The sequence below is a fragment of the Thermogladius sp. 4427co genome (assembly GCF_051933805.1).
Taxonomy (GTDB): Archaea; Thermoproteota; Thermoprotei_A; order Sulfolobales; family Desulfurococcaceae; genus Thermogladius.
Genome location: NZ_CP196893.1, coordinates 907,646 through 933,933, shown reverse-complemented (window position 1 = coordinate 933,933; position 26,288 = coordinate 907,646). Strand labels below are relative to the sequence as shown.

33 protein-coding genes are annotated in these 26,288 nt (G+C 43.0%); 17 read left to right on the top strand and 16 right to left on the bottom strand.

What is annotated here, in order from left to right; genetic code table 11:
• Positions 1-7 precede the first annotated feature (7 nt).
• Positions 8-1,297, top strand: coding sequence for a vWA domain-containing protein (locus tag ACSU1N_RS05380; protein WP_440059220.1), 1,290 nt, complete (start codon positions 8-10; stop codon positions 1,295-1,297).
• A 1-nt stretch (position 1,298) separates the two neighbouring features.
• Here the strand turns inward: ACSU1N_RS05380 and ACSU1N_RS05375 are convergent, their stop codons facing one another.
• Both ACSU1N_RS05375 and ACSU1N_RS05370 read right to left on the bottom strand, forming a co-directional pair.
• Positions 1,299-2,174: a hypothetical protein gene (locus ACSU1N_RS05375; RefSeq protein WP_440059219.1), complete on the bottom strand. Its 876-nt coding sequence runs from the start codon at positions 2,172-2,174 to the stop codon at positions 1,299-1,301.
• Positions 2,175-2,216: 42 nt separating this feature from the next.
• Positions 2,217-2,711: a hypothetical protein gene (locus tag ACSU1N_RS05370; protein WP_440059218.1), complete on the bottom strand. Its 495-nt coding sequence runs from the start codon at positions 2,709-2,711 to the stop codon at positions 2,217-2,219.
• A gap of 124 nt (positions 2,712-2,835) precedes the next feature.
• Between ACSU1N_RS05370 and ACSU1N_RS05365 the strand changes: the two genes are divergently transcribed.
• From ACSU1N_RS05365 to ACSU1N_RS05355, 3 genes are all read left to right on the top strand, one after another.
• On the top strand, positions 2,836-4,263 hold the full coding sequence (locus tag ACSU1N_RS05365; RefSeq protein ID WP_440059217.1) for an MFS transporter: 1,428 nt from the start codon (positions 2,836-2,838) through the stop codon (positions 4,261-4,263).
• A gap of 12 nt (positions 4,264-4,275) precedes the next feature.
• Positions 4,276-5,142: a protein-tyrosine phosphatase family protein gene (locus ACSU1N_RS05360; protein WP_440059216.1), complete on the top strand. Its 867-nt coding sequence runs from the start codon at positions 4,276-4,278 to the stop codon at positions 5,140-5,142.
• Positions 5,143-5,381: 239 nt separating this feature from the next.
• On the top strand, positions 5,382-6,860 hold the full coding sequence (locus ACSU1N_RS05355) for a DUF2139 domain-containing protein (RefSeq protein WP_440059215.1): 1,479 nt from the start codon (positions 5,382-5,384) through the stop codon (positions 6,858-6,860).
• A gap of 13 nt (positions 6,861-6,873) precedes the next feature.
• On the opposite strand, the gene ACSU1N_RS05350 is transcribed toward ACSU1N_RS05355, so the two are convergent.
• Positions 6,874-7,095, bottom strand: a complete 222-nt coding sequence (locus ACSU1N_RS05350) for a hypothetical protein (RefSeq protein WP_440059214.1) — start codon at positions 7,093-7,095, stop codon at positions 6,874-6,876.
• 53 nt (positions 7,096-7,148) lie between these two features.
• Between ACSU1N_RS05350 and ACSU1N_RS05345 the strand changes: the two genes are divergently transcribed.
• Positions 7,149-7,574 carry a hypothetical protein gene (locus tag ACSU1N_RS05345; protein WP_440059212.1) on the top strand — a complete coding sequence of 142 codons (426 nt, stop codon included), beginning with the start codon at positions 7,149-7,151 and terminating at the stop codon, positions 7,572-7,574.
• A 53-nt stretch (positions 7,575-7,627) separates the two neighbouring features.
• Here the strand turns inward: ACSU1N_RS05345 and ACSU1N_RS05340 are convergent, their stop codons facing one another.
• Positions 7,628-8,431 carry an isopentenyl phosphate kinase gene (locus ACSU1N_RS05340; protein WP_440059211.1) on the bottom strand — a complete coding sequence of 268 codons (804 nt, stop codon included), beginning with the start codon at positions 8,429-8,431 and terminating at the stop codon, positions 7,628-7,630.
• Positions 8,432-8,510: 79 nt separating this feature from the next.
• Here ACSU1N_RS05340 and ACSU1N_RS05335 point away from each other — a divergent pair, with 79 nt between their 5' ends.
• The 5 genes from ACSU1N_RS05335 to ACSU1N_RS05315 all read left to right on the top strand — a co-directional run bounded on the left by ACSU1N_RS05335 (position 8,511) and on the right by ACSU1N_RS05315 (position 13,541).
• Positions 8,511-9,893 (top strand): hypothetical protein, encoded by a 1,383-nt coding sequence (locus tag ACSU1N_RS05335; protein WP_440059210.1) that lies wholly within the window; start codon positions 8,511-8,513, stop codon positions 9,891-9,893.
• Entirely contained in the window at positions 9,859-10,635 is a 777-nt protein-coding gene (gene dph5 / locus ACSU1N_RS05330) for a diphthine synthase (protein ID WP_440059209.1), read from the top strand. The genes ACSU1N_RS05335 and dph5 overlap by 35 nt, the downstream gene beginning before the upstream one ends.
• A gap of 64 nt (positions 10,636-10,699) precedes the next feature.
• Complete coding sequence (locus tag ACSU1N_RS05325) at positions 10,700-11,812, top strand: ABC transporter substrate-binding protein (RefSeq protein ID WP_440059208.1); 1,113 nt, start codon at positions 10,700-10,702, stop codon at positions 11,810-11,812.
• On the top strand, positions 11,809-12,783 hold the full coding sequence (locus tag ACSU1N_RS05320) for a FecCD family ABC transporter permease (RefSeq protein WP_440059207.1): 975 nt from the start codon (positions 11,809-11,811) through the stop codon (positions 12,781-12,783). Before ACSU1N_RS05325 ends, ACSU1N_RS05320 begins: the two co-directional genes overlap by 4 nt.
• A complete protein-coding gene (locus tag ACSU1N_RS05315; RefSeq protein ID WP_440059206.1) occupies positions 12,780-13,541 on the top strand; it encodes an ABC transporter ATP-binding protein in 762 nt (253 codons plus the stop codon). Before ACSU1N_RS05320 ends, ACSU1N_RS05315 begins: the two co-directional genes overlap by 4 nt.
• A gap of 43 nt (positions 13,542-13,584) precedes the next feature.
• Here ACSU1N_RS05315 and ACSU1N_RS05310 read toward each other — a convergent pair whose 3' ends face one another.
• Together ACSU1N_RS05310 and ACSU1N_RS05305 are read right to left on the bottom strand one after the other, a co-directional pair.
• Complete coding sequence (locus tag ACSU1N_RS05310; protein WP_440059205.1) at positions 13,585-14,172, bottom strand: hypothetical protein; 588 nt, start codon at positions 14,170-14,172, stop codon at positions 13,585-13,587.
• Positions 14,169-14,717, bottom strand: a complete 549-nt coding sequence (locus ACSU1N_RS05305) for a cysteine hydrolase family protein (protein WP_440059204.1) — start codon at positions 14,715-14,717, stop codon at positions 14,169-14,171. Before ACSU1N_RS05305 ends, ACSU1N_RS05310 begins: the two co-directional genes overlap by 4 nt.
• Positions 14,718-14,887: 170 nt before the next feature.
• Between ACSU1N_RS05305 and ACSU1N_RS05300 the strand changes: the two genes are divergently transcribed.
• Complete coding sequence (locus ACSU1N_RS05300; protein ID WP_440059203.1) at positions 14,888-16,165, top strand: Glu/Leu/Phe/Val family dehydrogenase; 1,278 nt, start codon at positions 14,888-14,890, stop codon at positions 16,163-16,165.
• Here ACSU1N_RS05300 and ACSU1N_RS05295 read toward each other — a convergent pair.
• On the bottom strand, positions 16,162-16,419 hold the full coding sequence (locus ACSU1N_RS05295) for a DUF504 domain-containing protein (RefSeq protein WP_440059202.1): 258 nt from the start codon (positions 16,417-16,419) through the stop codon (positions 16,162-16,164). The genes ACSU1N_RS05300 and ACSU1N_RS05295 overlap by 4 nt on opposite strands.
• A 78-nt stretch (positions 16,420-16,497) precedes the next feature.
• Here ACSU1N_RS05295 and ACSU1N_RS05290 point away from each other — a divergent pair, with 78 nt between their 5' ends.
• Positions 16,498-16,746, top strand: coding sequence for a hypothetical protein (locus tag ACSU1N_RS05290; RefSeq protein WP_440059201.1), 249 nt, complete (start codon positions 16,498-16,500; stop codon positions 16,744-16,746).
• A 17-nt stretch (positions 16,747-16,763) separates the two neighbouring features.
• Here ACSU1N_RS05290 and ACSU1N_RS05285 read toward each other — a convergent pair whose 3' ends face one another.
• A complete protein-coding gene (locus tag ACSU1N_RS05285) occupies positions 16,764-17,837 on the bottom strand; it encodes a polyprenyl synthetase family protein (protein WP_440060287.1) in 1,074 nt (357 codons plus the stop codon).
• Positions 17,838-17,897: 60 nt separating this feature from the next.
• Between ACSU1N_RS05285 and ACSU1N_RS05280 the strand changes: the two genes are divergently transcribed.
• Complete coding sequence (locus ACSU1N_RS05280) at positions 17,898-18,545, top strand: orotidine 5'-phosphate decarboxylase / HUMPS family protein (protein ID WP_440059200.1); 648 nt, start codon at positions 17,898-17,900, stop codon at positions 18,543-18,545.
• A gap of 87 nt (positions 18,546-18,632) precedes the next feature.
• A complete protein-coding gene (locus ACSU1N_RS05275; RefSeq protein ID WP_440059199.1) occupies positions 18,633-19,691 on the top strand; it encodes an encapsulin in 1,059 nt (352 codons plus the stop codon).
• 29 nt (positions 19,692-19,720) lie between these two features.
• Here ACSU1N_RS05275 and ACSU1N_RS05270 read toward each other — a convergent pair whose 3' ends face one another.
• Positions 19,721-20,824, bottom strand: coding sequence for a tryptophan--tRNA ligase (locus ACSU1N_RS05270; protein ID WP_440059198.1), 1,104 nt, complete (start codon positions 20,822-20,824; stop codon positions 19,721-19,723).
• Positions 20,825-20,923: 99 nt separating this feature from the next.
• On the opposite strand from ACSU1N_RS05270, the gene ACSU1N_RS05265 reads away from it, so the two are divergent.
• Complete coding sequence (locus ACSU1N_RS05265; RefSeq protein ID WP_440059197.1) at positions 20,924-21,523, top strand: hypothetical protein; 600 nt, start codon at positions 20,924-20,926, stop codon at positions 21,521-21,523.
• Positions 21,524-21,532: 9 nt separating this feature from the next.
• Here ACSU1N_RS05265 and ACSU1N_RS05260 read toward each other — a convergent pair whose 3' ends face one another.
• The 3 genes from ACSU1N_RS05260 to ACSU1N_RS05250 form a co-directional block, all read right to left on the bottom strand.
• Positions 21,533-21,697, bottom strand: coding sequence for a hypothetical protein (locus ACSU1N_RS05260; protein WP_440059196.1), 165 nt, complete (start codon positions 21,695-21,697; stop codon positions 21,533-21,535).
• 10 nt (positions 21,698-21,707) lie between these two features.
• Positions 21,708-22,034, bottom strand: a complete 327-nt coding sequence (gene cutA, locus ACSU1N_RS05255) for a divalent-cation tolerance protein CutA (protein WP_440059195.1) — start codon at positions 22,032-22,034, stop codon at positions 21,708-21,710.
• A 64-nt stretch (positions 22,035-22,098) separates the two neighbouring features.
• Positions 22,099-22,371: a hypothetical protein gene (locus ACSU1N_RS05250; RefSeq protein ID WP_440060286.1), complete on the bottom strand. Its 273-nt coding sequence runs from the start codon at positions 22,369-22,371 to the stop codon at positions 22,099-22,101.
• Between the two features lie 122 nt (positions 22,372-22,493).
• Between ACSU1N_RS05250 and ACSU1N_RS05245 the strand changes: the two genes are divergently transcribed.
• Positions 22,494-23,144, top strand: a complete 651-nt coding sequence (locus ACSU1N_RS05245; protein ID WP_440059194.1) for a Snf7 family protein — start codon at positions 22,494-22,496, stop codon at positions 23,142-23,144.
• Between the two features lie 10 nt (positions 23,145-23,154).
• Here ACSU1N_RS05245 and ACSU1N_RS05240 read toward each other — a convergent pair whose 3' ends face one another.
• The 3 genes from ACSU1N_RS05240 to ACSU1N_RS05230 form a co-directional block, all read right to left on the bottom strand.
• The gene (locus ACSU1N_RS05240; RefSeq protein ID WP_440059193.1) at positions 23,155-23,676 is read right to left on the bottom strand and encodes a hypothetical protein; all 522 of its coding nucleotides are present in this window, start codon (positions 23,674-23,676) and stop codon (positions 23,155-23,157) included.
• A gap of 22 nt (positions 23,677-23,698) precedes the next feature.
• Complete coding sequence (locus ACSU1N_RS05235) at positions 23,699-24,727, bottom strand: AIR synthase family protein (protein WP_440059192.1); 1,029 nt, start codon at positions 24,725-24,727, stop codon at positions 23,699-23,701.
• Positions 24,728-24,828: 101 nt separating this feature from the next.
• Positions 24,829-25,122, bottom strand: coding sequence for a hypothetical protein (locus ACSU1N_RS05230; protein WP_440059191.1), 294 nt, complete (start codon positions 25,120-25,122; stop codon positions 24,829-24,831).
• Positions 25,123-25,243: 121 nt separating this feature from the next.
• Here ACSU1N_RS05230 and ACSU1N_RS05225 point away from each other — a divergent pair, with 121 nt between their 5' ends.
• A complete protein-coding gene (locus ACSU1N_RS05225; protein WP_440059190.1) occupies positions 25,244-25,423 on the top strand; it encodes a hypothetical protein in 180 nt (59 codons plus the stop codon).
• Here the strand turns inward: ACSU1N_RS05225 and ACSU1N_RS05220 are convergent.
• A complete protein-coding gene (locus tag ACSU1N_RS05220) occupies positions 25,420-26,271 on the bottom strand; it encodes a TatD family hydrolase (protein ID WP_440059189.1) in 852 nt (283 codons plus the stop codon). The genes ACSU1N_RS05225 and ACSU1N_RS05220 overlap by 4 nt on opposite strands.
• Between the last annotated feature and the right edge of the window lie 17 nt (positions 26,272-26,288).

Below are 26,288 nucleotides of genomic sequence, written 5' to 3'. Positions count from 1 at the left end.
GGTCGGCTTGGAAAATGTTGTAAAAGGGGTTTTACAGGGCATTAATTACCAGGATCCTGTTGTACGCTACAGGGGTCAGAAAGTTGAAAAGCTGGCAATATTATTATCTGGTAGGAAACAAACCCATATTAGTAGTAGTCTCGGGATAGACTTGTTCTATACATTCTACCTGCCAGCAGCTGTATTAAGCGAGAATATACCAGAAGAGCTGCGCGAGCAATGGACTATTATAAAAAACGTGCTAAACTCGAGTAAATACGGTGAAGTCAAAAGTAAGACCATGCTCGATTCTTTCATAAGTTCTATAGCCGCTTCGATCATAGCCTCAGAAGTCCTTAAAGCTATTGAAGAAACGAGTAGGAGAACAGGTACTCCAAAAGGAGAGGGAGAGCAGAGTATTGATTTAAAAGAGACTGTTGAGAAAGCATTAGAGTCTACTTCGAAACTACTCGACAATGTTAAAACACTGAAAAGATTAGCAGAAGGCGATCAACCGGGTTCTTCGAGCCTATACGAACTAGAAGAGTATTCTATCGACCTGATTAAACTAGCCCGCAATATAGAGATTAATAAAATACTAGACCTTATAAGAGGGTTCAAACCCTGGATTATATCTACTCCCGAGGAAAAATCCGCGCACAGGCACGGAGAGTACGATAGCTACGAGCTCGGCAGGGATGTTGAGAGGATTGTAGCATCTAACCTTGCATTACCCGAGGAATTATTCTTCCTGAGGCTGGCTGAGGGTAGACTATTACTCTACAGGAAGGTATTGTCGAAAGGCCGGGGCCCTGTATATGTACTGCTAGATAAGAGCGGTAGCATGGACGGTATTAAAATCACGTGGGCTAAAGCTGTAGCGATCGCCGCATTCTTGAAAGCAAGCCATGAGCACAGAGATTTCTACCTGAGATTTTTCGATAGTATAACATACCCATTGGTCAGTATAGAGAGTAAAATTAGAGCTAGGAAGGTGATCGATATGATAGATTATATTGCTAGCGTGAAAGGTAGTGGTGGAACGGACATATCCAGGGCTATAATAACAGCAACTGTAGACCTGAGGACTAAGAAAGCACCCGGTGTTTCCGATATAATATTAATAACAGACGGGATAGACCGTATCGCCGAGCAGCAAGTGCTTTTCAGCTTGAAGAAAGCTAACGCTAGGTTGATCACGGTTATGATCGGGGGCGATAATAAGAGCCTTATGAAGATCTCCCATAAATACCTCAGAGTCGAGAAACTTAGCTCTAGAGAGATAATAAAGGTAATAAACACGATTAAGAAACATTAGCTCAACGTCTACTCCTCGTTAGACGCTGGCTGTAAACTCCTGCTACGACAGCTATGGTCTGTACTAGGATAGAGAGCGTTAGATAAAACAAGCCTTCTAAACCACTCCTAAACCGCGTAAACGTAATCCTAGAGTAGTACACAGAGGAATTCCACGGCTGTATTAGCACGTAAACATTGTCTGTGAAATTCACGTATTTTGATAAATACTGGACGCCTTCAGTCCCTATACAGCCCTGCCAATACTCGAGGCCGAGTGAAGGAGAATAGAACGCTATTATGCTAGCATTAGTCCTTATATTCACCAGGTAACTCCCGTTGAAGTAGTCTAGTACACCCATCTCGTAGCCTATCCCCGTGATATTTACTTTATCGACAGGCCTATCACTTACTCTAACATACCATCCGTTTACAACAGGAGTCTTCTCTATCACAAGCACGTTGTACGCGTATATGGCTAAAGAGGAGAAAACCAACAGTAGTAGAACGATTAGCATAATTCTCGCAGAAAACTGCTCGAGGTCTAGCCTTATTATGCCTAAGACGAGTACCCCTAAGCCTGTTATAGTGAGCAATGTGAGAATCCAGTCTATGCCGTACCCTCTTACAAAGACTATCTCGCCCCCATCTCCTGGTTTTATATCTATAACAGGGTTGAAGCCTACTAGTGAGGATACGAATTCTCTCGAGGTAGCATCGTTATAGAAGGCTATAGTAATACCCGTCCTACCCACGGGAGCTATGGTTATCTCCGAAGTACCTGGGAATACGCCATAGGAAATATTTGGAATGAGAATAATTTGTAAGGCAATCAGCAAAACCGAGATGACAATGTAGGTTACAATAACCTGTATCTTAACAATACCCCACTTATCCACAGATAGCCACCAATTGATAAAATGAAGAATAAGGTATCCAGATTAAAAATTAGACGCTAGTATAAGTGACAACCCTATTAGCGTAGAATAGAACTCTGGCTCGTTCAGGAAATCCCTGAAACTAGAAAATATCTTCTCTGCGTCTACGCCTAGAGAATCTAGCACAAGGCTAGCAACCCCTCTGCAGTAACTTATCGTCTCGGGATCAGGCTTCTTCCCGATGCCTGCCAACTTGCATTCAGCCCCTGCTTCCATAGCCTCCTCGAGGAGTTCTGAATCGATATCTGTATCCCATAGCCTTTTCTTAACTAACCCAGAGAGCTCGTCTATAAGGCCTGGATAGTATTTTAAAGGCCCTATTTCGTAGACCCACTCGGTAACCGCTCTCCAAACTATCTCCTTAGCTTCATGTCTCTCCTCGTCTCCCCCTACTCTATACAATGCTAGCCCGACATCTATTGCGAACCAGGCAGGGATCGCAGCGTCTTCTGCTATTGTATCGCTAGCCGTATTCGGTTGGAGAACGTTAGCTTCCATGCCTACACCAGCATTCAATAGATTCTGGAAAGTTTAAAACTAGCCGGGCTTTTAATGAATTTAACCCTTGTAAATCAATACTTAAACTCTCTAGTATAGTGCTGGGAAAAGTTAAGTGACTGCTATGACCCTCCGGAATGTTGATAGAAGAATCCTCGAGGTGATAAGTGTAACATCACTAGTTAACTTTCTAACAGGTTTTAACGCCAGGCTTGCCGTCGTAGGGCTTCCAACTATAGCATCAAGTATTGGTGCCGATATCTGGGAGATGATTTGGATTATACAGGGATACATGCTGGGTTCTACGATTGTACAACTAATTATTGGGAGGTTGGCAGACCTATACGGTAGGAAGAGGCTTTTTGACCTAGGGATACTACTCTTCGGTTTATCAGCTCTATCAGCTGGATTATCACCGACGCCTATAGCATTGATTATATCCAGGTTTATGCAAGGGGTCGGCGGGGCGTTCCTCATGTCTTTAACCGTCACTATCCTAACGGATAACGTACCGAAGGAGCGTTTAGCTACATGGCTAGGGGTTAACCAGGTATCCTGGAGGATTGGTGCTTTACTGGGTTTAACGATCAGCGGATTTATAATTGACGCCCTAGGGTGGAGATGGATATTCTTAATACAATTCCCATTATCGATGGCGATTTTGTTATGGAGTATTATGAGATTGAAAGACGTGTATTTACCGGTCGAAGAAAAGAGACTGGATATTGCGGGATTCGCATTATTTACTTCTTCGATAACAACCCTATTACTGTCTCTAACACTTTTCGGGTACGGCTTCGCAGAACTATACCTGTTTCTCCTAATACCTTCTATCATCCTATTCGCAATATTCGCTATACATGAAACTAGGTCTAGAAACCCAGCTCTCGACTTCAATCTATTTAGAAAATGGATGTTTACAGGCGGGATAATAGCCCAACTCCTGTACTCTATAGGTTTCGGAGCATCTATGACACTATTAGCTCTATACTTCCAGGTAGTCAAAGGGATGTCTCCGAGCACGACAGGACTATACCTCATCCCATACGAACTAGCATATCTCCTATTCGGGCTAGTAGGAGGCTACCTAGCTGATAGGCTAGGCTATTTCACTATCTCCTCCACAGGATTACTACTTGCATCGGCTTCACTCCTCCTTCTTTACAAAGAGACTGGTATTGCGAGGATCATACTAGGCGAGACCCTTCTAGGGGTTGGGACAGGTTTATTCGTATCGCCTAATACAAGCAGTATAATGGCCTCTGTCCCGGCAGAGAGGAGGGGTGTCGCATCATCTATAAGAACAATATCTTTCAACCTAGGCTTTATATTAAGCCTTAATATCGCGATTATATCTATAACGAACTACATCCCGTATAAGATAGCTTCGCAGCTACTAATGAGTGGGTATGTGATATACCAGAACAATAGCATTCTCGAACTAAACTCGTTAGAGAAAGGTATCCGCGTATCGTTCCTGGTGCAATCGATTATGATGGCTCTTGCTATACCATTCTCGATCTCACGTATCAGAAGGAAGAAGGTTGGCTAGGTGGTCTAGTATATGCTATTCCATATAGCATGGATAATACCAAGCCAACTGGCACAGTCCCAGAGACCTCCGCTAAGCCTTATCCAAGAGCTCTCGAAAACCTTCGGCGGTGTAGTGAACTTGCTCACGGAGGAAGAGAACCCAAGCCCTTTAATCCAAGAGTTCGAGGAATACGGTGTAGAAGTCTACCATATTCCAACACCCGACTTTCACCCTGTCGAAATCTTGGACCTGGTAGGTGCTGTTGCTTTTATCGACAGGCTTCTGGGTAATGATAAGAAAGTGCTCGTACACTGCCAAGGCGGGATCGGCCGGAGCAGCCAGGTGACGGCCAGTTACCTGCTGTTCAGAGGTCATAGTCTATTCCAAGCAGTAAATACTGTTAGAACACAGGTTCCAAACGCGCTAGATACTTACTGGGAGTTGAGAGCTGTAGAAGAATTTTCAATCCTATACGAGATCTATGGGAGGAGTAAATTATTGGAAATATATGAAAGAATAGTCAGGAATATGGAAAGAAGGGCTGTTAAATACCTATCTAAGCTATTACGCTTTGCGCTCGAAATCTCGGAAGTCTTTGGTATCAGGCGATCGGAAATTAGAGATATCGTGGAAAACATTATTTACCGTGAACAGCCCGTTGCTTCAGAACTAGGAAAACATATCCTGAACCTAGTAGAGAAGCTGAACTTCGATGATGCAGGTAGATTCGTAGCCTTGAAAGGAGACAGCTTTGGCGGGATATACTATATAACAATCCTATGCGACCTACCATGCGATCGTATCGTAGAACTACTAGCAATGGAATCACCCGTAATAGAAAGGCTAACTGGCAGAAGGATAATCGTAGAACAAGCCTCATACCTCGACTATGTATAGTAAGATGCTGCGAATTACATAGACGTAATTAAGCGGAGATTTACCAGGTTATAATCCACAAGGTTAATCACTCTTGATAACGAGAGCTTTTAATTGTTTTTGAAAAACAAAATCGTCATAGAATAGTAGACTATCTTTGACACATCGACTAGAGCTATTCTAAAATGTTCTAGAATACTGAAGTAGAATGCTATGCTTTTAACCTTGTATTCCGCGTTGTATGATTATACGGTGTCGAAATGAAATATATTGATTACTTGGTTAAACCAGGCTATGGCCCGGAATGGGGTAGTGGCGGAGTTTTCGGCTTGAAATACTATAGAGGTGTATTATACTACACGATCTCGATGGAGGCCGAAGCTCATTTCCACCACGGAGAGGAGGAGATAATCTACAAGTTCCAGTACCTAGGACCTGGTCCCGCGTCTGGAGGCGACACGTATAACGCTGTTGAAACAGTAGATGATTCAATCTTCTTCGGAGGCTGGGTTCATAATCCAGCTGTATACAAAGAGAGGAGGGGTTTTGAAGGCGAGATCGATTTCAGAAACAAGTATTCCCACGTCCACGAGTATAGGATAGGTGAGAGATCGGTTAGGCTCGTCTGGAGCGATTCTGTTCATCACGAGAAGGAGTGGGCTGGCGAGGTCTCGGAGATAATCTACGATAGGATAAACGACCGGCTTATGCTTGCTAGAGCAGACGGGAGCTTCAACCTCGGCATATACGCGTTGGACTATAAGAAGGGTGCTGTCGAGAGAGTAAGCGATATACCTGGGCTAAAGGGGAGTCTCTACCTAGAGTTCGTATGCTTCGATATGCAACCCGATTGGAGAAGGGGTGTTGACGGGGTACAATGCTACGACCCATACTCGAACAAAATAGTATTCTATAAGGTAGAAGATTGGAGCAGGATAAGTGTTGATGGAGGAGGTGTTGAAGGGAGGGGCAGCGGGTATGCTATTGCAGCGTATTCGAGGTACTGGCACTTCTTCAGAGGAGGGGTCTTGGTAGGGAACCCGGTGGAGCCAGAAATTTGTGAACCAGTATTTGTAAGATTATTCGACTTCCCGGGTAACCAGTATTCTCCCTCGAGATCTAACGCTTTAGAAGTCGCGGGAGGAATACTAGCGGTTTTCAACGCTTACAGTCATGGAGTACTGCATTCCCCTGGAGGAGCCGGGGTATCAAAAAGGGTTAACTACGTGAACGGACCTTCTTTACTCGTCTACATAACCCCACCCTACGCGAGGATAGTAAAAGCTGTTGGGGGACGTATAACGAGCATGACTAAGAAAGGAGGCTCGATACTATTCGGTACTAACAACATGCCAAACCTGGGAGGGAGGGATGCTTCTAAGATAGATATTGGCACCAGGGAGATAGTTGAAACCAGCGAGTCCATGCTCATATCATCAAGCAACCCACCAGTTGTATTCAGGACGCTTGGAGAGTTCATCGGAGATAAATACTTCGGCGGGATACCGTTAACCGGCTATAAAACGAAGAGGGTTAAAATATACTCGTCTAAAACTAACAAGCTGGAAATCTACGAGTACGACCTAGGTCTACCTCCCCAGCTAATAGATGTTGAAAAAATCGATTTGAAAGAAGGTTTAAACACTATAGAATTAAGCAATCACGATAATATAGTTTCCTTTAGATTGAGTACTCCAGATGAGAAGGCTAGGCTCTATATAATACTCAACCCATATTAGCAAAGTAGAGAACCTATTTCTTTTTCGATAAACTGCCTAATATTTCCTCAACGAATTTTACTACATCCTCCTTACCCGTTAGGGTATTTATCTTCCTGTTTGACTTAATAATTAAAACCTCGCCGCCGGCTTTCAACCTGACCAGATCGTGTGTTTTGAAAGAGTATATGTCTAGTAGAGTCAGGCCCCTCCTAGCTAACTCGCTTTCTAAAATCCTCACGATAGACTTAGGCATAACACCACCCAGGTTAGAAATATTTTAATGTTGAAGAATTTTAAATGCGACTGGTGGGGGTAATAAAGAGATACTGTATTAACTGGGGTAGTGGAGGCCTCTACGCGAGCGTTGAAAACGATAATATCAGGATCGAAGGAGGCTATAGTATCGAGGTGAGAACCAGGGCTATAATATTCGAGAACGCGGTAGACTATTTTATAATAGATGGGGAAAAGAAGAAATATATTTACATAGAACACGGAGAGCTCATGCCGAGACAGGATGCAAAAGGCTGCAGTGACGAACTCGAGTTAGGGAGATATCTCCTGAGAAGGGTTGATTTGGGATTCGAAGAGTATTTGTCAATTATAACGCCTGGGGAAAGCCTCGTAGACTATATTGTGGTAACTAGGAAACTAACCTGTATCATCCTATCTAGGAAAAGGCAGGTGTTTACTGATTTGTCAAATAATACGCTCGCAATATACCTTGTTTAAAACCGTGCGGTATCGGGTAAGCTACTAAAGACCTGGCACGGTCTATTGGGGATTCAAGTAGACATGTCTACGACCGTACCCGCTACTCTGTTCACGTCGCCGTTTAATACTTTTACAACCTCTCCTACTCTGAAACCGCTCATTAACACTACTGGTACCTTGAATATGCGGGAAAGTCTCACCGCGCTCTCAAGTTTTTTGAAAATGCCCCCTGTAACATCTCTATTTTTGCTATTCGCTAGAATACTCATTACTCTTTCAAAATTGTTTTTATCAACCCTATCAATTAGTTCCGCGTTACCGCATTCAACAGGATTACACGTATATATTCCGTCTACATCCATTAGGAAAATAAAGATCGAAGGCTGTATCTCCCCTGCTATGAGCTCGAAGACTTCCTCAGTGGATACAACCCTGTATCCTCTATCTGAGAATACGCACTCGCCGTAGACTACTGGGATAAGATTCTTTTCTAGAGCCATTTTAACAGGTCTCGGGTTCGCTATTAAACTACCCCCGTCCTCATATATAATCGAGCTCGTCTGTATAGAGACAGCTAGAATACTATTATCGATTAAATAATCGACCAGAATCTTGTTTAACAGTCTCGTCGTGCCCTGACACATAGCAAGCATAGTCCTATCGCTAACACGCCCTTTCAGTAATGAGACTGTTGTATGAGCGAAACTCCCGCCGCCGTTCCCTAATATTATTCTTTTCCCACCGTCTGCACCTTTCAATATTTCAACTAGCGACGATAAAGCCTTGAAATTCAGAGAGAACGGTCTATCTTTAAATGTTATAAAACTACCTCCAGCCTTCATAAAAACAATGCCCTGTTTGATGTTATTCTCCAAATCTGTCACCACAACTATTTTTTACTTATTTTTTACTTACATAGTATTGGTTTTATACCAACCTGCTCAGGGATACTTAATGAGTAGGATGATAAATAAAATATTTACAGGGCTTGTCGAAAGCTGGATCCCGCTAATTATAGCAAATATTTTCATAGCTGTTTCAGCCCCGTTCGTAGTAGCGTACTATGATTACAGGTATTTCGTCCAATGGTATGATATAGCGTCTAGAGAAGGGCTGGCGCAAGTATATTCCAAGGCTTTAAAGACGGCTTACTTCCCACTTACAGTATACGTTTTCGTTTTCTTTCACTGGATCGGTAATTCTATATCATCATATCTCCATCTAGGAGAGTCTCCGTCTAACCCTGTGGTAGTTGCTATAGACAAAATACCTTACATTCTAAGCTTCAACCTAATATACTTTTTCTTAAGGAGAAAATACGGGCCAAGAGCTGGCTTCCTATGGTTGATAAATATCGCAGCTTATAGTACGCTAGTTGGGTTCCAGGTCGACCTGCTCGTAGCTTTATTCATCCTTCTCTCAATGATCTACATCGAAGAAGATAAGCCTAGAATTAGCATTCTATTTGCTTCACTCGCTACACTTATGAAACAGGTTTTCGCCTTTACAGCGCTAATTCCGTTTATGTACATGTGGAAGACCGAGGGATTTGAAAAGGCTCTGCGTTCATCACTACTGTACTTCCTCGCACCTATAGTAGTTTTATCGGCCCCGTTTTTGGTCCTCGACCCAACTAATTTCGTATATAAAAGCCTATTATTCCATGAGTCGAGGTTCCCCCAGGACCTAAGTCTATGGGCCATACCTCTCTACCTATCCCAGTTCAACATACAACAGCTACCGCGGTTTCTGTCATGGTTGTGGGTAATACCTTTCCTTTCATTCGTTATTGTTTTTATCGTCTCTCTATACAAAAACAGTATCACAAGAAGCAATGCAATATATTATTACATACTGTTAATCGCAGGGATGCTTGTATTTAACAAAGTCGGGGGACTAAACTACCTTACCTGGTTGACCCCGCTCCTCGCCGCATGGTGTGCTAGGGCTGGGGGTAGAGAGGCTTTAACACTCAAGAGATTATTTATTTCACTACCGATATTCAGTCTGTTGATATACCCGTTTCTAACCATATTTGCTGCTACTATCGCAGGGGGAGATATTTTCATAGTAGAAGACGCGAGCTGGGAGCCTGCCGAGGGAATATTTTATTCCAGCTACGGATACGGGAACCCGCTCACGCCGCTAGTATCTATACTGAAATCTAGCCCGACAACATACTTCCTATTTAGGAGCTTCTATAACGCGATGCCGTATTCTTCAACAGTATTAACAGTCTTGTACAATGCTGTTCTTATATATTACATGGTGAAAGCGTGGAAGAAAGTAACCGGGGGAGACGATGTTATTATTGATCGGAGTCGGGATGAAGCCTGAAGATATCTCTATTGAAGCTTTGAATGAGGCTAGGAATGCTGATATACTGTATTTCGATACGTATACTAACTACTACGAAGGGTTAGACAGGCTGAGAGAGATTATAGGGCGGGATTTCAGGCTCGCTAAAAGAAAGGATCTGGAAGGCGAGGGTATTAGGAGGATCCTTGAAGAAGCAAAAGATTTGAACGTAGCTATCCTAGTGCCAGGGGATCCTATTATTGCTACAACACATGAAGCCTTAAGGGTTGAAGCCCTTAAGAACGGTATTAAAGTTAAACTTATCAACGGGCTTTCGATTTCGACGCTAGCTTTCAGCCGGACAGGCCTCCACTTCTACAAGCTTGGTAGAACAGTAACTCTTACGTACTATGATTCCTCGTCGGTAGACTACGTTATCAACGTTGTATACGATAATCTTGAACGCGGGCTTCACACGCTAATCCTCCTCGATATTCAGCTAGAGGAGAGGAAGTGGATGACGATACCGGAAGCCGTAGAAGTCTTACTATCACATGATACTAGGGGGGTCCTAAGTGACAAGATTGGGGTAGGGTTAGCTAGGCTTGGCTTAAAAGATGAATTTATAATAGCCGACCTACTGCCCCGCCTACGAGACTACGAGTATCCCCCTATCCCACATTCTCTAATAATACCCGCATCGCTACATTTCATGGAGGTAGAAAGCCTTAGGTACAATTGCAACCTTCCACTAGATTTATACACTAGGTTAGCGCGTTGACAGATCCTGCATCAAATTTAAAAGCACACGTTTGTAACTAATAGAGTCAAGGGTGTTGGACGAAATGTCCAAGCACATAATCCTATTGATTCTACTTATACTCTCCACGGCAGTATACGTGGATCAAACAATACTAGCTAACAGCACACCGGTGACGATTACCGATGCCTTAGGCAGGATAGTGAATATAACGTATATTCCTAGCAGGGTGGTTTCACTCTCGCCTTCGATAACTGAAATCCTGCTCAGTCTTGGTTTAAACAATAGTATTATTGGAGTAGATTCGATATCGTACAACGACTGGTATCTAAATGCTTCAGCAGTATTCAAGCAGAATAATGTCACGGATGTTGGCGGATACTGGTGGAGTGCTATAAGCATTGAAAAAATCATCTCGCTAAAACCCGACTTGGTTCTAGCTGATGCCGGAGCCCACAAGCCCCTTTTAAAAACGTTTGAAGAATACAATCTGACAGTAGTATATCTGAAAGGTGGTTCAGCTACAAGCGTAGAAGATATTTACTCGGATATCTACACTGTGGGAGTCATCTTCAACAAAGTGAATGATGCTACAGCCCTTATCAACTCCATTGAGAAAGCCATAGACTCGGGGAGAATGTTGCTCGAGAAATACGCTGGGACAAGAATCCTCTACGTGGTCGGAATATACCAGGGGATATGGGTCGCAGGCAGGTCTACGTTCTTCAACGACCTAATTTCCCGCCTAGGGTTAACTAATGCAGCCCAGGTCTATGGGTGGGCTTCCGTAGGCTTAGAAGAAATTATTTCGTGGAAGCCTAGCGTTATATTAGTTGCTAGCATGGGTATTTTACAATCAGATATTGAGAAAGCCGGGTTAGATAAGGTTGGGGCAAAGATCGTTTTACTTAATAATACAGAAACCGATATACTAAGCAGGCCTTCACCTATAATCAGCTACTCGCCAGAAGTATTATCTAATATCCTAGCTAATGTTATAGGAATATCTTCAACGACCCAGACACCACAGGTGGTGACTCACACTATTACTTCAACCATTACCGAGACTAGAACCGAGACCTCTACTATTACAGTAGAAGCTCTACCATGGTACAGTAATATTATTACAACAGTCTCTGCTCTTATTTCACTAATCGTTGGCATTGTGGCAGGCTGGTTTATAAGGTCGAGACGTTGAAGAATATACTGGGTAATAGAGATATCTTTTTCTACTTTGAAACCCTATTACTCAATATTGTTATTTTATCGTTTTTTGCCTACGTAGTCTACACTATAGACTTTAAAAATATTGAGAACAGAGTCTTATTTGAATACAGGTTTTATAGAGATACCTACGCGTTCTTGGCAGGGTTCATTCTCGGCTACTCGGGCAGTATTCTGCAGACTGTTCTAAGAAACCCTCTAGTAGACCACTACATTCTAGGGGTTGGTTCAGCATCCTTGTTCGCAACCTACCTAGCTATTGCCTTAACAAACAGCGTAAACTATACGCAAACAATTCTAGCAAGCCTTGTAGGGGGTTTAACCGGGCTTTGTCTTACAGTATCCATCGCGAAATATCTTGGAGGGAGAGAAGTGTCATACGTGCTCGCAGGGGTAGGTGTTACTAGCCTGTTTTCGGGCCTGTCTTTCATCTTATCCTATTTTATTATCCAGAAGTTTCCCTACGCATATTCTCTGTTAATGGGTTCTTTCACAACCCCTCTGAAAGAATATATGAGTGTATTAATAGTCCTACTTATCGTCGCCTCAGCCAGCTACCTGTATCTAGCCAAGAAACTGAACGTACTCCTCCTAGGCGATATCTTCGCGAAACAACTAGGAGTAGACCCATACAAGCTAAGGCTCTTGGGAAGCATAATAGGAGGAGGTCTGGCAAGTATTATCGTAGGCTTCTTCGGAACTATAGGCTTCATCGGGCTAGCAACCCCCAATCTTTCAAGGGCGTTATTAAGAACAGGTGATAATAGATTAGTGCTTTTAACATCCTCGATTATAGCAGGAGTACTACTCTTATCAGCAGACCTTTTCTCTAGGAAGATACTTGTAGCATCAGTAGGTGAGGTTCCCGCAGGAGCAATCGTCTCAGCAATAGGCGGAGGTTTCTTCCTAGGGGTTTTAGCCAAGAGGGCTAGGGGGTTTAAGTGACTAGGGTTTGGATAAGAGACCTTATTGTCAGATATGCTTCTGGGTTTACCCTCTCCATCGACGAATTGTATTTCGAGGATAGACAAACTAACTGCGTCATAGGCCCTAACGGTGCTGGGAAAAGCACTCTGCTTAGAGCGATAGCTAACCTCGTAGATTATACTGGCACCATATATATCGATTCAAGCGATCAACGTATAGATAAAAAAGAATTTTACAAGTATGTTTCATACGTATCAGATATCGAGCCTTCGGCTCTCAGGGTTAGAGTCAGGGATGCTCTGCTCGCGGCGAGATATCCGAGGTCTAAAACTTTCTTTTACACTAAAAGGGATTTCGAAGTGGTTGATAAAATAAGTTCTGCTCTAGGAGTTTCTGAGTATTACGACAGGTTTCTAGACGAGCTTAGCTCGGGGGAGTTGCAGCTCGTGCTGATAGCTATGAGCCTAGTTAAAGAGCCTATAGTGCTCCTCCTCGACGAGCCGGATACTCATCTGGATTTAAAAAATAAGGCTAAGGTAGGCGCCTTAATTAAGAGCCTGTCTAGGAATATTCTCACGATTGTTTCAACACATGATTTACTATTCGCTTCTAATATGTGTGACAGGATTGTTGTCTTGTTCAACGGGTTTGTAGCAGCTGACAGTGCGAGAGAAGATATTGAAAATCTAGTTGAAAAAATTGGAAAAATCTTCGGCACAAACATAAGGTTGATGAACAAAGGAGGTAGAACAGTTCTTATACCCGATTATGATTAGCAAACTATCCCTGGACTAGGCAGTCCTATATTTTGAAAACAAACTAGCTCTGTAACAGCTGCCTGCAGAAGGCTAGTAAGCTAGCCATTACCAGGAAATCATCCCTAATAGACTGGTAACTACCCGACCAAACAACTACGAGGGAATTAGCCGGTACCTCCCTATCTAGATCCAATATCTCTCTACTTATGATATCCCCTGGTACTCCAGGGAATACGAGTTTATCAATTTTTACACCTATTAGATATAGCCTGGCGAGGTCTTGGAGCCGTATTATTAGAAGATCCCTGAATAATACGATCCTCTTCGTAATATTCTCTAAGAGATTCTTATCGAGCCCTGAATAGACTGTTGCATTAATCTTTCCGTGGATTATAACTGAATAATTTATTTTATTAAGTAGCGATTCTAACACACTAATCTTGTGCTCGTCGAACTTTTTCATAGTATCAACTATATTCCTAACACTCCTCTCAGGCAAGCCAAGCTTTTTAGCAATCGAAATCCTCCCTATTTTATCTCTCAGGTAGAGTGAAACAACTGGAAGTACTTCATCAATATTTTTTCCAACAAATCCCTCTAGTAAAAGTCTCTCTATTTCGAGGAGGTCTTCGCATGAGAGTTGTTTCATCCCCGACCACATATTAATTCGATAGCCTTACTTGAATCGATCAATTCAGCCCCATACACGTTCTTCATGTATTCTAAGGCATATGAGTGGTCTCTATCACTGAATGCTGCTACGCCGTCTGCGACTAGGAAAACTTTGTACCCGTAGTAGAATGCGTCGGCAACAGTGTGCAAGACGCATATATGTGTATGAATGCCTGTTACAAACAGTGTATCTATACCCAGGTCTCTCAACGCGAGATCCAAGCCCGTGTCTCTGAAGCCACTGTAGAATCTCTTGGGGAACACGTACTCGTCCCTTCCCGGTTTTAACTCGTCTATGATCTCCGAATCCCAGGTTCCAGCTAGCGAATGGGACCCCCATACTCTAAACTCGTGGTCGAAAGGTAGGTGCCTATCTACTACATGGATAACGGGTACTCTACATTCTCTTGCTCTAGAAACGAGTTTTGCGATTACAGGGATTATCTTCTCAGCCTGAGGGCTACGGAGCCTGCCTTTAACGAATTCATTAACCATATCTACGATTATTAAAGCCGGTTTCAAACACCATCCACCATTAATTTAAAAATTCTACCGGGTAATAATAAATCGTGATGATGAACGACTTCGGTTCGGAATCTATCTTATGAAGAACCGTGTGAGGTCTGATATTATACAAATACGTAAGACTTTTATATGTAAATACATTTTAATCGGTCTTAGGGTGGATATGTATGAGCATATCAACTCTATATGAGAACGACCCTGTATACCAGCAGGCTGTCCAGCAGTTGAAGCAATCTGCTTCTATCCTGGGATTGCCTGATGATATCGTTGAAGTTCTTAGACATCCCGAGAAGCTGGTTCAAGTTAAAATCGTTGTAAAAAGAGATAATGGTCGAATAGAGACGTATATAGGCTGGAGAAGCCAACACAATAGTGCTCTAGGGCCTTATAAAGGAGGTATAAGGTATAGTGAGAATGCTACAGCCGGAGAAACAGTAGCTTTATCCATGTGGATGACTTGGAAAAACGCCCTAGCAGGGATACCTTACGGGGGTGGCAAAGGCGCTGTAAGAGTTAATCCAAAGAACCTGTCTCAGAGAGAGCTCGAGGAGCTTAGCAGGAAGTATTTCGCTGCGATATCTAAGGAAGTAGGTCCGGACGTAGACATTCCCGCCCCGGATGTTTATACAAACCCACAGACAATGGCATGGTACTTCGACGAATATAGTAGGATCGTAGGATACAATGCGTGGGGTGTGGTAACAGCTAAGCCGCCTGAACTAGGAGGGTTAACAGCTAGAACTGTTTCAACAGGCTATGGTGTAGCGCTAGGAGTGAGAGAAGCAGCCAAGAAGTGGCTGGGTGGACTCCAGGGGAAGACTGTCGCAGTCCACGGTTTTGGAAATGTAGGTAGTTATGCTGCCAAATACCTCTACGAGTGGGGGGCGACTGTAGTAGCTGTCAGCGATACGAGCGGGGTTATATACGATCCTAAAGGCCTGGATATCAACGAAGTTTTAAAAGTTAAGGAGGCGACTGGTAAAGTAGTGAATTACAAGAAGGGGGATGTTAAAGTATATACGAATGATAGAGCACTCTTCGAACTCCCCGTAGACATTATTGTCCCAGCTGCTGTAGAAAACGTTATAACTAGGGAGAACGCGAATAGTATAAAAGCTAAACTCATCGTTGAAGGAGCTAATGGACCTACTACTCCGGAAGCAGAGGAAATACTGCATAAGAAAGACGTGATAATAGTGCCCGATATCCTAGCGAACGCAGGAGGGGTTGTCATGAGCTGGATCGAGTGGAGCCATAACAGGATGGGTTGCTGGCTGACAGACGAGGAAGCGCTTGCGAGATTAGATAAGATAATGTCAAGTAACTTTAATAAAGTCTTCGACGAGTGGGAGAAGAAGTATAGGAACTACCCGATGAGGATAGCTGCTTATGCTATAGCAGTCGATAGAGTTGTTAAAGCTATGAAACTCAGAGGCTGGATCTAGCCGCTTGTTTTTTTCCTAGCAAATATAATATTCCCGTTAATATCCCTTATTTCAACAACCCTGTGGTAGGGTATTACATCGTTTTTCACATAGATATAGCCTCCTCTTATATCATCGATGTCTTTCACGTGAATAGGTTTAACGCCTACGCCTAGAGGCGTCCTGTTTAATACGTAAACCACATACTTGTCCCTATGCCCCGAGTAGAAAACCCTCTTTAAAGCTTCCTCAATACTACCCTTCTTCCTTCCCATTTATTTCATCTCTACTACGATAAACACTTATTAATTTCCAGGTATTAATCTCCAACTAAAAACACGGGGTTGATCGTTTTGAATAAAAGAATGATACAAGGTTGGGCAATGATCGTTTTATCAATCTTATTATTCTTATTCTATACTTACGTATTGTTTTTCGCACCTCGGGACATACTTGCTAAAGTATTTTACTTTACTGTATACGTTATTATCACATTGATCCTCGCTTCAATAGCATATATCGGATACCTGTTTGCTAAGACACCGACCCTCAGGCCCGAAGAAGTATACAAGCTTCTAAACAAAGATAAGGAACACGAATAATATCTTAGAAGTAGTTATCAATACTCTCTATAAGCCAGCTTCTTCAATAGTTCGCCGAGGAGATTCCTCGCTCCAGGAGATACCTCACGCATATTAGAGAGAGCGTTCTCGGCTTCGCCCACGTAGTTATCGATTAGTTTAAGACTATAGTCTAAAGCCCCTGATTCAACCACTATTTTTTTAACCCGTTCTACATCATCCCCTGTTATATCCCGGGAGCTATCATATATTTCTTCGAGGAAAGCCCGGTCACTACTATTCGACTGCTCGAATGCTTTTGTTATCAGTATGGTCTTCTTTCTCTGTAATACATCGCTACCAGCTGGTTTGCCCGTTATCTCTGGTTTACCGAATAATCCAATTATATCGTCCCTTATCTGGAAAGCTATTCCAGCTGGGATAGCATACGATGAAAGCTCATCGAGAAGCCTCTTGCTAGCCGACTCCGAGGCTATAGCGCCGAGATGGAGTGGTAATTCAACGGTGTACGATGCCGTCTTCAGCTTGTAGACAAGGATTATATCTTCCTCCCTAACCTCCCTTAACGGCAACCTCGAATAGTAGACGTCTAGGTATTGACCTAAAGCGACTTTGAACAATCCCTCAGTATATTTCTGAAGCAGGTCGTAGGCTATTTTTCTCGATGCTTGCGAGAGGTATCTTACCGCTAGGGCTTCTAATAGATCCCCGGCTGTAATAGCCTGTGATACACCATAGTGGTAGCAGTCGCCGAGCATGCCGCTACTGTGGCACCTATCCCTAAACCATGCGAATACGGTTGGACCCCCTCTCCTAATCTCGTCTCTATCCATTATATCGTCGTGGACTAAGAGGTAGCTCTGGAGGAGTTCTATAGAAGCCATTACCTTACTAACCGTATCGCTGATTTCCCCGCCCCACTTACTACTCCAGTAACCTAGTAGTACGAGGGCTGCTCTAAGCCTCTTACCTCCTCTCATAGTAAAATCTCTTATAATCCAAGCGATATCGCTTAATCTGTTAGAATAAGTGGAAACATTGGATTCGACTTCCCTAAATATACTTGATAGTTCTTCTTCAACAACTCTCTTCGCATAGCCCACAATATCCATATCCACGATGAAACACCAGATTAAAATGTTGCGTATTAAGAATATAAAAATGGTGTCTACTTGGTCTACCTGCAGATAGCCCTAGACTACACTAGTTTGACCAAAGCTATCGAGACCGCTCTCGCTATAGTGAAATATGTGAGAGACGAGAGGATATGGTTTGAAGCGGGGACACCGTTGATTAAGAACTGGGGCTATATATCTGTGAAGCTCCTGAAAGAAGCTACGGGGTCTTTTGTAGTAGCCGATACTAAGACTATAGATGCTGCTGAATTAGAGATAGGTGAAGCTTTCGCGAATAATGCAGATGCAGCTACAGTCCTAGGCCTCTCAGACGATTACACTATACAGAAAAGTATCGAGATTGCTAGGAGTCTGAAGAAGACTATTATAGTAGACTTGATTAATGTTAAAGACCCTTTTACCAGAGGTGTCGAGGTATATGAGATGGGCGCTGACCTAGTGTATTTCCATATAGGAGTCGATGTCCAGAAGGCACGCGGTGTTTCAGCAGTAGGGCTACTTAGAGAAGCCTACAGGTTCAAGAAGGAGACCGGGGGGAAATTCGGCGTAGCCGGGGGGATTAAACTAGAGAGTCTGGATACCGTGCTCCAGGCAGAACCCGATGTAATAATAGTTGGAGGGGCAATCACTAGGAGCGAGGACCCTGCTAGGGCAGTATTGGGTTTCCTAGAGAAAATACGTTGAGAGCTACGATAAGCTATTTTATACCTCTATGAAAAAGAAAAATATTAATTTATTAAACGACAATAGTTATAACTGGGTAAGTGGAAAGTGTTAAGCAAACACCCTCTCGATATATCTCCCGGGAAGAAACTTACTGGTGAAGAACTAGTCGATGCTATTAGACTAGCGATAATCGCCGAACTAGATGCTATCAACCTCTACCTTCAGATCGCTAGGTCAACCGATGACGAGAAAGTGAAGAAGGTATTCGAAGACGTAGCTAATGAGGAGAAGACACATGTTGGAGAATTCCTAGCGTTACTGAAATCATACGATCCCAAGCAGGTTGAAGAGCTGGTTAAAGGAGGCGAGGAAGTAGAGTCGCTTACAGGTCTAAGAGTGGGTGAGAAAACTGGGAAAAAGGGAGACGATGATAGTGCGCTCGATTCATTTATTAAATTGGTTAGTGACAACCTAAGAGCGTTCCTAGAAGACCAGAGGATACTGAGTAAAAAGATTAAGACGCTTAATTTAGGTCCAGGCACAGAATCCGTCCCTGTAGAAACCATAAGAGATGGAAAAGTAGAGAGGAGGATCGAGCGTCTAACCGATATATCGGCGCGATTCAGGATAAGCCAGAAGGATATAGAATACCATAAGAAATTCAATGTTCTGCCCGAGATGACTGAAGCATACAATGCTATCTCTCAAATAGTGGCTGAAGAAGAGAGGTTTATTATTGAGACACTATCGTCAAACGCCGGCTCAGTTATTAAAATCGGGCCGTGGGATGCCCCAGGAGAATCCGTACGCGATATAGCCCAGGGTGTTTCAGAACTGGTTAAGAAAGGTGCTAGGAAGCCGATTATCCTCATACTGAACCCCTCGAGATTCGTTAAATTGCTATCCGTTAGCGAGAGGCTAGGGATATCTGACCTAGATAGAGTGAGGCAATTGGTCGACGATGTCGTAGTCCACCCGCTTATCCCAGTAGACGAGTGTATCCTCTTATCAACCCAGAATAACGTGGTTGATATCGTCTACGGTAGTAACGGGAGTATAGAATATATAGGGCCTGAAGACGGGTATCAAGCATTTCGTGCTATAACTTCGCTAGCTGTCAGGATTAAAGACCCGTCTAAAATAGTATTGTTGAAAGCTATGTAGATATTTAATCATTTTTCCTACCTATACATCTAGAAAGCTGGTATTTTAACAATTTTTTCTATGTTAAAGGTTCTCTCAACCTCCTCATACTTCTTCTTATGCTCTTTTAATTTTCCTACAAGAAGTTCTACGGCTATCCTCTTGCATTCTCCACACAGTATTCTCCCGGTTACGCATTCTTCCGTAATCTTCCTTACGTCTTCATCATTAAGCATGAAGTAGACGTATAGTTCGTGAATCATGCATTTCCATGGTTCTCCGCCTAGTCTACGCTGCTCTTCGGCAGTAGCTCTCCCACCTGTTAGAGCCATCATCACCTTCTTTCTTACAACGTTCTCGTCGTCGTTCAGGAAGATAGCGTAGTCAGGTCTGCTCTTACTCATTTTGTTCCCGTCTAAACCTCTTAGAAGTTTATGGTATGTTGAAGAAGGTCTTTCAAACCCTAGTTCTTCACTAAACCTATCCGCTATATCTCTAGCAAACCTCAAGTGCGGATCTTGGTCTACTCCGACCGGGACGAGAACGTGCTTGTATCCTCCGAATTCTTCTAGTTGGGGGTGCAGTATATCGGCTACCTGCGTTAAAGCAGCCATAATTTTCGCTGGCGTAAGGTCGCCGTATATAGCCTCCATCTCAGCGGCTGTAACCTTCCTGGAGAACATTTGGATAAGCCTATAGTAAGACTCTTTCATAGCTGTCTGGAAGTAGAACTCCGATTTATTGGGGTCGATCCCCCATGCGATAGCGTGTTTAATGAATTCGATTCCATGCTTTATCGTCGAACCCCTATCTTCACGCCTGACAGCATATGCTTCAGCATCCGCTATTACAATTTTTACGGAGGCCCCGATTTCCTGGAAGAACTTTAATTCCTCGAATACCATCGCCGTACCCAGATGGGGCACTCCAGATGGCATGAAACCAGTTAAAACGATCACCTTATCTCCTCTCCTGAGGGCATTCAACCATTTATCGAAATCCCTATGACCAAATACTATTCTTCTAGTAAAGAAATGGTGTTTTAACAGGTCTTTGTAAGGTATGCTATCAATGCTTTGAATACCGAAAACAGTAAAGAGTTTATCATACTCTTGGATAATCTTGTAATCCCAGGGGTCTATCCTGATATCCATAAGCTATTATACACCCATGTTCGTCTGGATAAGTTTATTATACTATTCGAGATTCAAGGAATTAAAGATTGCCTACTTGTTACCGAGTAGGAGAAAACAATGCCTAGGATAACATTAATATTGAAAAAAGACGGTAATATCGATACGCAATACTTAGCAAGGCAGGTCATGGAGGTTGTTAGAGACGAGTGCGGTAGTGTAATTGCCTATAGTAGATCGACACTATTATGGTTTTCGAACACATATACAGAGGATATCCACGAGTTCCTTCATAGAAAATTGAGCGAAGCAGGTATAAGGCATAGCATTGTCTCTATTGTTAACCCCAAGCCTTTAATAGCAGGGCTAACAGCCTGGCATATGATCAAGAAGGGTGCCGTATTCTACTACGATAACTCACCCGAAGACGAGTACACCGTAATCTACATGCCTATCTATACGCGTATAAAGACTGGTTTGGAAGAGCTCTCGTCCCCGATGGACGCTGTGTGTATTGCCGAAACTATTAGCTTCCACGTAAAACAAATCGTTTTTAGATCAGGAGGGCTTTACTACGATCTTGCTGGAGATTTGATCAGTATCGTACCTAAGGATTCATTAGATAGTATAAAAACACTTGTAGGCGAGAACATACCTTTATCGGTTGGTACTGGATTAAAATTCTGCGAAGCACTTCAAAGAGCTTTGAAGAACCTGTAACCCAATTGGCTAGCAGAGAGACCCTTTACCATGTTTTCTCCACAACCTGAGTACCCTAATTATCCTGTAACCGGATAATACGAGGATTGATACTGCAATAATTACCTCAATCAGGCTTATCCCGTTTGCTCCACTAGATCCCGACTGAGTCAGCGTTATCGTGAAACCATCCATTTAGAGCGACCTATACCGTTTCTACCGATTTATTAAGCCATTCCAGGTACTCTTTACTGCCAGCTATGACTGGCAATACTATTATCTCTGGAACCTCATATGAGTGAAGTCTTTTAATAAGGTTTTCGACTTCAACCAATTTCTCCAGCCTTGTCTTGATTATTAAAAGACTCTCCTCGGAAGACTCGATCGAACCCTTCCACCAGTACAAGCTTCTAACACTCTTTACAATATTCACGCATGCTACAGCTTTGTTCTCCAGGAGGTGCCGAGCGATCTTTTCAGCCTCTTCGTACGTAGATGTAGTAGTTAAAACCAGGACCCAGCCGCCTTCCATACTAATCAGCCGGGGGGTCCGCTCATCTAATCGCAGGTAATACCATTCATCACAATTAAATAATTTATTCAACGATCTTTATATTTTCTAAAGCCTTATTCTGCCTTGCGAACCCTATATAAGTGTTTATAATCCTTAGGCTCTGAGCAATCTCTTCATCCAAGAAGCATTTAGATTCGATAATGCTTCCATCAAACAGCTCTAGTCTGATCCTTTTAAATTTTCTCATTCCCTCACAGTCAACAGAGCAGGCTTTAACAGCTAGACCCCACATAGCTAGTGCTTCGAGGTTTCTAAGAGAGCAGTCTTTTCTACATGTTATATAGGATTTTAGCATATCCTCCACTAACAACACCTCGTATTACTGCAACCCCCGGTATTTAATAAAGATTAGCGTCTAGAAGACCCTTTCTTTAAAAGGTAAACCCCCTGGATGTAGTAAATGGCTTGGTGGATGAGATGGGGACTAACTGGAACTGGAATAAAGAGACTGAGTCCATAGGTGAAAAAATTAAGAAGTGGTTCAACCCTGATAAGGAGCCGCTTGAGAAAAAAGCAATAATGGCACAGTATAGGCTTAAGACAGCTATATCGAGGATAAACAACTACGTGGAGAAACTAAACGAGAGGGACAGGGAACTATTCAATAATGTTGTCGAAGCATTAATGAAGAGAGATGAGAAAAGAGCGAAGATCTATGCGAAAGAAGTAGCTGAGATAAGGAAGGTTGCGAAACAGCTACTCACAGTACAGTACGCGCTAGAACATGCCGCGTTGAAACTAGAAACATTCCTGATATACGGTGGCGCAATAAACGAGGTTGGGCCTGTAATCGGCGTCATGAAGCAGGCTCTGGGAATACTCAGGAGCGTAGCCCCGGACATATGGATCGACCTCCAGTATGCTGTTAGAGAACTAGAGACCGCTATGGGAAGCTCAATAGTCGACTTGTCTGCAGACATAGACAGCGGCTTAGACAGCGAGGCAAGGAAGATCTTCGAAGAAGCCAAGATAATTGCTGAACAGAAGGTTAAAGAGAGGTTTGCTGAGCTACCAAAGACTGTCAGCGTCCCAGAGGCAGAGCCTGGTAAAGCTGGGGCTTCACCCTAGAGTACGTTTTCTATCTTATTTTTTGCGCTAAAATACTTACGCATTCGGAGATATTATTCTGTATTATTCTACTAGCTAGTTTAAGCTCGCTGAATCTGGACTCGTACTCTTCTAGCTGACTAGGGTTAAATACTATATTTACACCCTTAGATTTAACCTCAATCCTAGAACCTCCTATAATTATCTTATTCGAACCAACTTCAACCAAAAAGCTCGAACTAGCTCTATCGTAGGAGACTATAGCATGCCTTGGTTTAATCTTTATCAATATGAACCGGTCCCCGTAGTTGGTTAGATACGTGTTTTCAGAGAGTACTAATCCAGAAGCCTCCTGAGAGATCTTAGATGCTTTATCTCTCAACCCTGTAAGGAACGATGCTATCTCTTTAAACGAACTATTCAGGTTCGCTGCCACCGATATAATTCTAGCATCTACCTCTTTAGACCTAGACATTATATTATCATCGATCCCCTTGCTTACCGAATTCAACAACTTTATTGCTTCGTCGATGAGATCTATTAAGCCAGCCATATTCATCACTCTTCAGCTCGTATTACGTGTAGAGCTTATAAATCTCATCTACAATATCTTGTTCGACTACGCCTACTAGACTACCGTTTTCTCTAAGAATGACCCTTGGGTTATCAGAATTTTCTAATACCCTGCCTACGAAGCTGTAGGTAACTCCTAGACGATCCAGTATATCTGCTACCCGTTCGGCATGAGATGAGGGAATAGACGCGATCAAGCAGCCACTGCTTAGGAGTTTTAACGGGTCTAGCCCAAATCTCCTAGTCAGCTCACTAACTATGTTTTCGATATTTATCTTCCTTAAATCGATCTCTATGTCGACACCACTTGCTAGAGCGATCTCTCTAATAGCCTGGAGAACGCCACCTTCTGTGACATCATGCATCGAGTTTACATACGGGGTGATGCTTAGTGCTGTTTTAACCACGCTTATATCCGAGATAAAAGAGCGGGCTTTCTCAATAACTGCTTTCTCAACACCCTGGTTTACGAGTGTTTCGCCGAAATCCCATGCTATAATACTAGCACCCTCACCTCCAACCCTTCCCACTACTAATACTAGATCCCCGGGCCTGGCATCCGAGGTCGAAATAAGCCTGCCAGTAGAATACCCGATAGCTGTAACTACTATAATAGGCCTGTCTAAGTACGGGGTGAACTCGGTGTGCCCGCCTACAATAACGCCTGATAGCTCTCTCGCAGCCTTACCCATGTCTTCAAATATTGATTCAATTTCTCTACTACTCATATTTGGACTCAATAATACAACGGGCAGGAAGTATCTCGGAGACACCCCTCTTACAGCTATATCGTTTGCCGCAATATGTATCGCATACCAGCCAATCCTCCAATAAGCAGTTGTAATCGGATCGCTATGTACGACGAGAAAGCCGTCTTTAAACCTTATGAAAGCAGCGTCTTCCCCTACCGAAGGGCCTTTCACGAGATCCGGGTCTTCTAGAGGCAGTTTACCGAGTAGGGGACGTAACTCGTCCCATCTTAGCTTGCCACTCCGCTTCCTATTCATTCCGACAACCTCTTCTCCTAACATATTCTACCAGACTATATAACTATCTAATGCTAATTCAGAGTTCAGAGCTCATCTTATGAGGAGCAGAGGAACCTACTATTGTATATCTAAGAAAAAGTGCTTTAGACTCCCAACCTGTACTTCCTCGGTTTAATACCGATGCCGAATTTTCTAGCACAATCGATACAAATATATGAGACAGGCGATTCTTCAACAAGGCATTCCTCACACCCTATCCTACCACATATTCTACAATACCCTATTGCCAGGTTCTTACCACATATCTCGCACCTAGCGGAAGCACACGCAATACACATATTCTTCTCGAAATCAAAATCATCCTCGCAGACGAACCTGCCACACACAGGACACTTATATCTTCCTTCTTTCATACCGCAGATATCGCATGTTCTCAAACAGATTCACACACGGGTTCTAAGTGTTTTCAAGACAATTTATTCTAAATCCCTATCGCTAATAATAGGGTTTAAATCTTAATAGACTACGGGAGAGGCGAAATAATAAAAGGCGAGCCACGTGGGCGATCCGCAGGGAGGGGCTAGGAAGATAAGAATAAAGTTCGTAAACTGCCTGGATGCCCTAGTGGATAGTTATGAGAAGGCTAGGGAGATCTTATTGAAAGGGCTTGATTTATGCGAGTATACAAAATTATATATCGAAGAAGTGTCTACGAACGGGCTTGGAACAGATAGTTAAGGAGATTCTACACGGTAAAATTCAACTATGTTATCAACCATTATCTTATACAGGGTGTCCTCGTCTAAAACACCTGAATTAACAAGGCTCCTTGCGATCCTCGGTATCTCCCACGGGTAGGCTGCTACACCAGGCCTTGTGTTATCATCTATGAAATCGGATTCTACCAGAGCCCTAGCTTTTATATCTACTATATACTCCTGTAGGTTCTTGACTGGTATTGATACATATAGGCTTTCTCCAGTACACGAAATCGCTGTAGATTTACTCGCGTGATGGATAAGGAGGAGTTCTTTCCTGACTCCAACTAGTTCAGCGATTTTAGAGACAAGCCTGCAGAGAGACCACCCAGATTGGTCGAGGTGGAGGTGGACTGGTACATTTAAATCCTTGGCTAGCTCCATGGATTTGATCATAATCAGCTCTGAAAGCGAGATCCTTGAATATGATGTCCCATAGTGCTGCCTTCCGACTTCGCCGATACCATCTATTTCCCCTTCTCTAATCTTCTTCTCTATTAGGCTAAGCACTTTCTCCGCTAGCTCGTATATTTCTCTAATATTAATACCTTTCTTCTCGTACTCGTCTATTTCGGCAGGGTGGAAGCCTGCGAAAACACTCACTCTCAGCCCTTTCTCCCTGAGATGTCTAGCCTCCCTGACCAATATTTCCAGTGCTTTCTCGTATGATTCTATACCGATATATTCGAAACCATAGTGGTATGGCGGTAGAGATACTAGTGCTATAAACCAGAATCCTTCTTTCACCAGCCTATCGGATACTCTTGCAGCACCCATCCCTTTTACAGGGTTTAGATGCATATGGGCATCGCTGAACTTAACCTTCATAATAGCCACTTCTGTTA

Bases quoted from the DNA above. Each gene is read 5' to 3' on its own strand.
- ACSU1N_RS05310 (WP_440059205.1), bottom strand. From the start codon at position 14,172: ATGAAACAACTCTCATGCGAAGACCTCCTCGAAATAGAGAGACTTTTA.
- ACSU1N_RS05240 (WP_440059193.1), bottom strand. From the start codon at position 23,676: ATGGCTGGCTTAATAGATCTCATCGACGAAGCAATAAAGTTGTTGAAT.
- ACSU1N_RS05245 (WP_440059194.1), top strand. From the start codon at position 22,494: ATGGGGACTAACTGGAACTGGAATAAAGAGACTGAGTCCATAGGTGAA.
- ACSU1N_RS05365 (WP_440059217.1), top strand. From the start codon at position 2,836: ATGACCCTCCGGAATGTTGATAGAAGAATCCTCGAGGTGATAAGTGTA.
- ACSU1N_RS05295 (WP_440059202.1), bottom strand. From the start codon at position 16,419: ATGGGAAGGAAGAAGGGTAGTATTGAGGAAGCTTTAAAGAGGGTTTTC.
- ACSU1N_RS05260 (WP_440059196.1), bottom strand. From the start codon at position 21,697: ATGGATGGTTTCACGATAACGCTGACTCAGTCGGGATCTAGTGGAGCA.
- dph5 (WP_440059209.1), top strand. From the start codon at position 9,859: ATGTTATTATTGATCGGAGTCGGGATGAAGCCTGAAGATATCTCTATT.
- ACSU1N_RS05265 (WP_440059197.1), top strand. From the start codon at position 20,924: ATGCCTAGGATAACATTAATATTGAAAAAAGACGGTAATATCGATACG.
- ACSU1N_RS05360 (WP_440059216.1), top strand. From the start codon at position 4,276: ATGCTATTCCATATAGCATGGATAATACCAAGCCAACTGGCACAGTCC.
- ACSU1N_RS05350 (WP_440059214.1), bottom strand. From the start codon at position 7,095: ATGCCTAAGTCTATCGTGAGGATTTTAGAAAGCGAGTTAGCTAGGAGG.
- ACSU1N_RS05335 (WP_440059210.1), top strand. From the start codon at position 8,511: ATGAGTAGGATGATAAATAAAATATTTACAGGGCTTGTCGAAAGCTGG.
- ACSU1N_RS05270 (WP_440059198.1), bottom strand. From the start codon at position 20,824: ATGGATATCAGGATAGACCCCTGGGATTACAAGATTATCCAAGAGTAT.
- ACSU1N_RS05300 (WP_440059203.1), top strand. From the start codon at position 14,888: ATGAGCATATCAACTCTATATGAGAACGACCCTGTATACCAGCAGGCT.
- ACSU1N_RS05235 (WP_440059192.1), bottom strand. From the start codon at position 24,727: ATGTTAGGAGAAGAGGTTGTCGGAATGAATAGGAAGCGGAGTGGCAAG.
- ACSU1N_RS05355 (WP_440059215.1), top strand. From the start codon at position 5,382: ATGAAATATATTGATTACTTGGTTAAACCAGGCTATGGCCCGGAATGG.
- cutA (WP_440059195.1), bottom strand. From the start codon at position 22,034: ATGGAAGGCGGCTGGGTCCTGGTTTTAACTACTACATCTACGTACGAA.
- ACSU1N_RS05250 (WP_440060286.1), bottom strand. From the start codon at position 22,371: ATGCTAAAATCCTATATAACATGTAGAAAAGACTGCTCTCTTAGAAAC.
- ACSU1N_RS05285 (WP_440060287.1), bottom strand. From the start codon at position 17,837: ATGGATATTGTGGGCTATGCGAAGAGAGTTGTTGAAGAAGAACTATCA.
- ACSU1N_RS05220 (WP_440059189.1), bottom strand. From the start codon at position 26,271: ATGAAGGTTAAGTTCAGCGATGCCCATATGCATCTAAACCCTGTAAAA.
- ACSU1N_RS05325 (WP_440059208.1), top strand. From the start codon at position 10,700: ATGTCCAAGCACATAATCCTATTGATTCTACTTATACTCTCCACGGCA.
- ACSU1N_RS05370 (WP_440059218.1), bottom strand. From the start codon at position 2,711: ATGGAAGCTAACGTTCTCCAACCGAATACGGCTAGCGATACAATAGCA.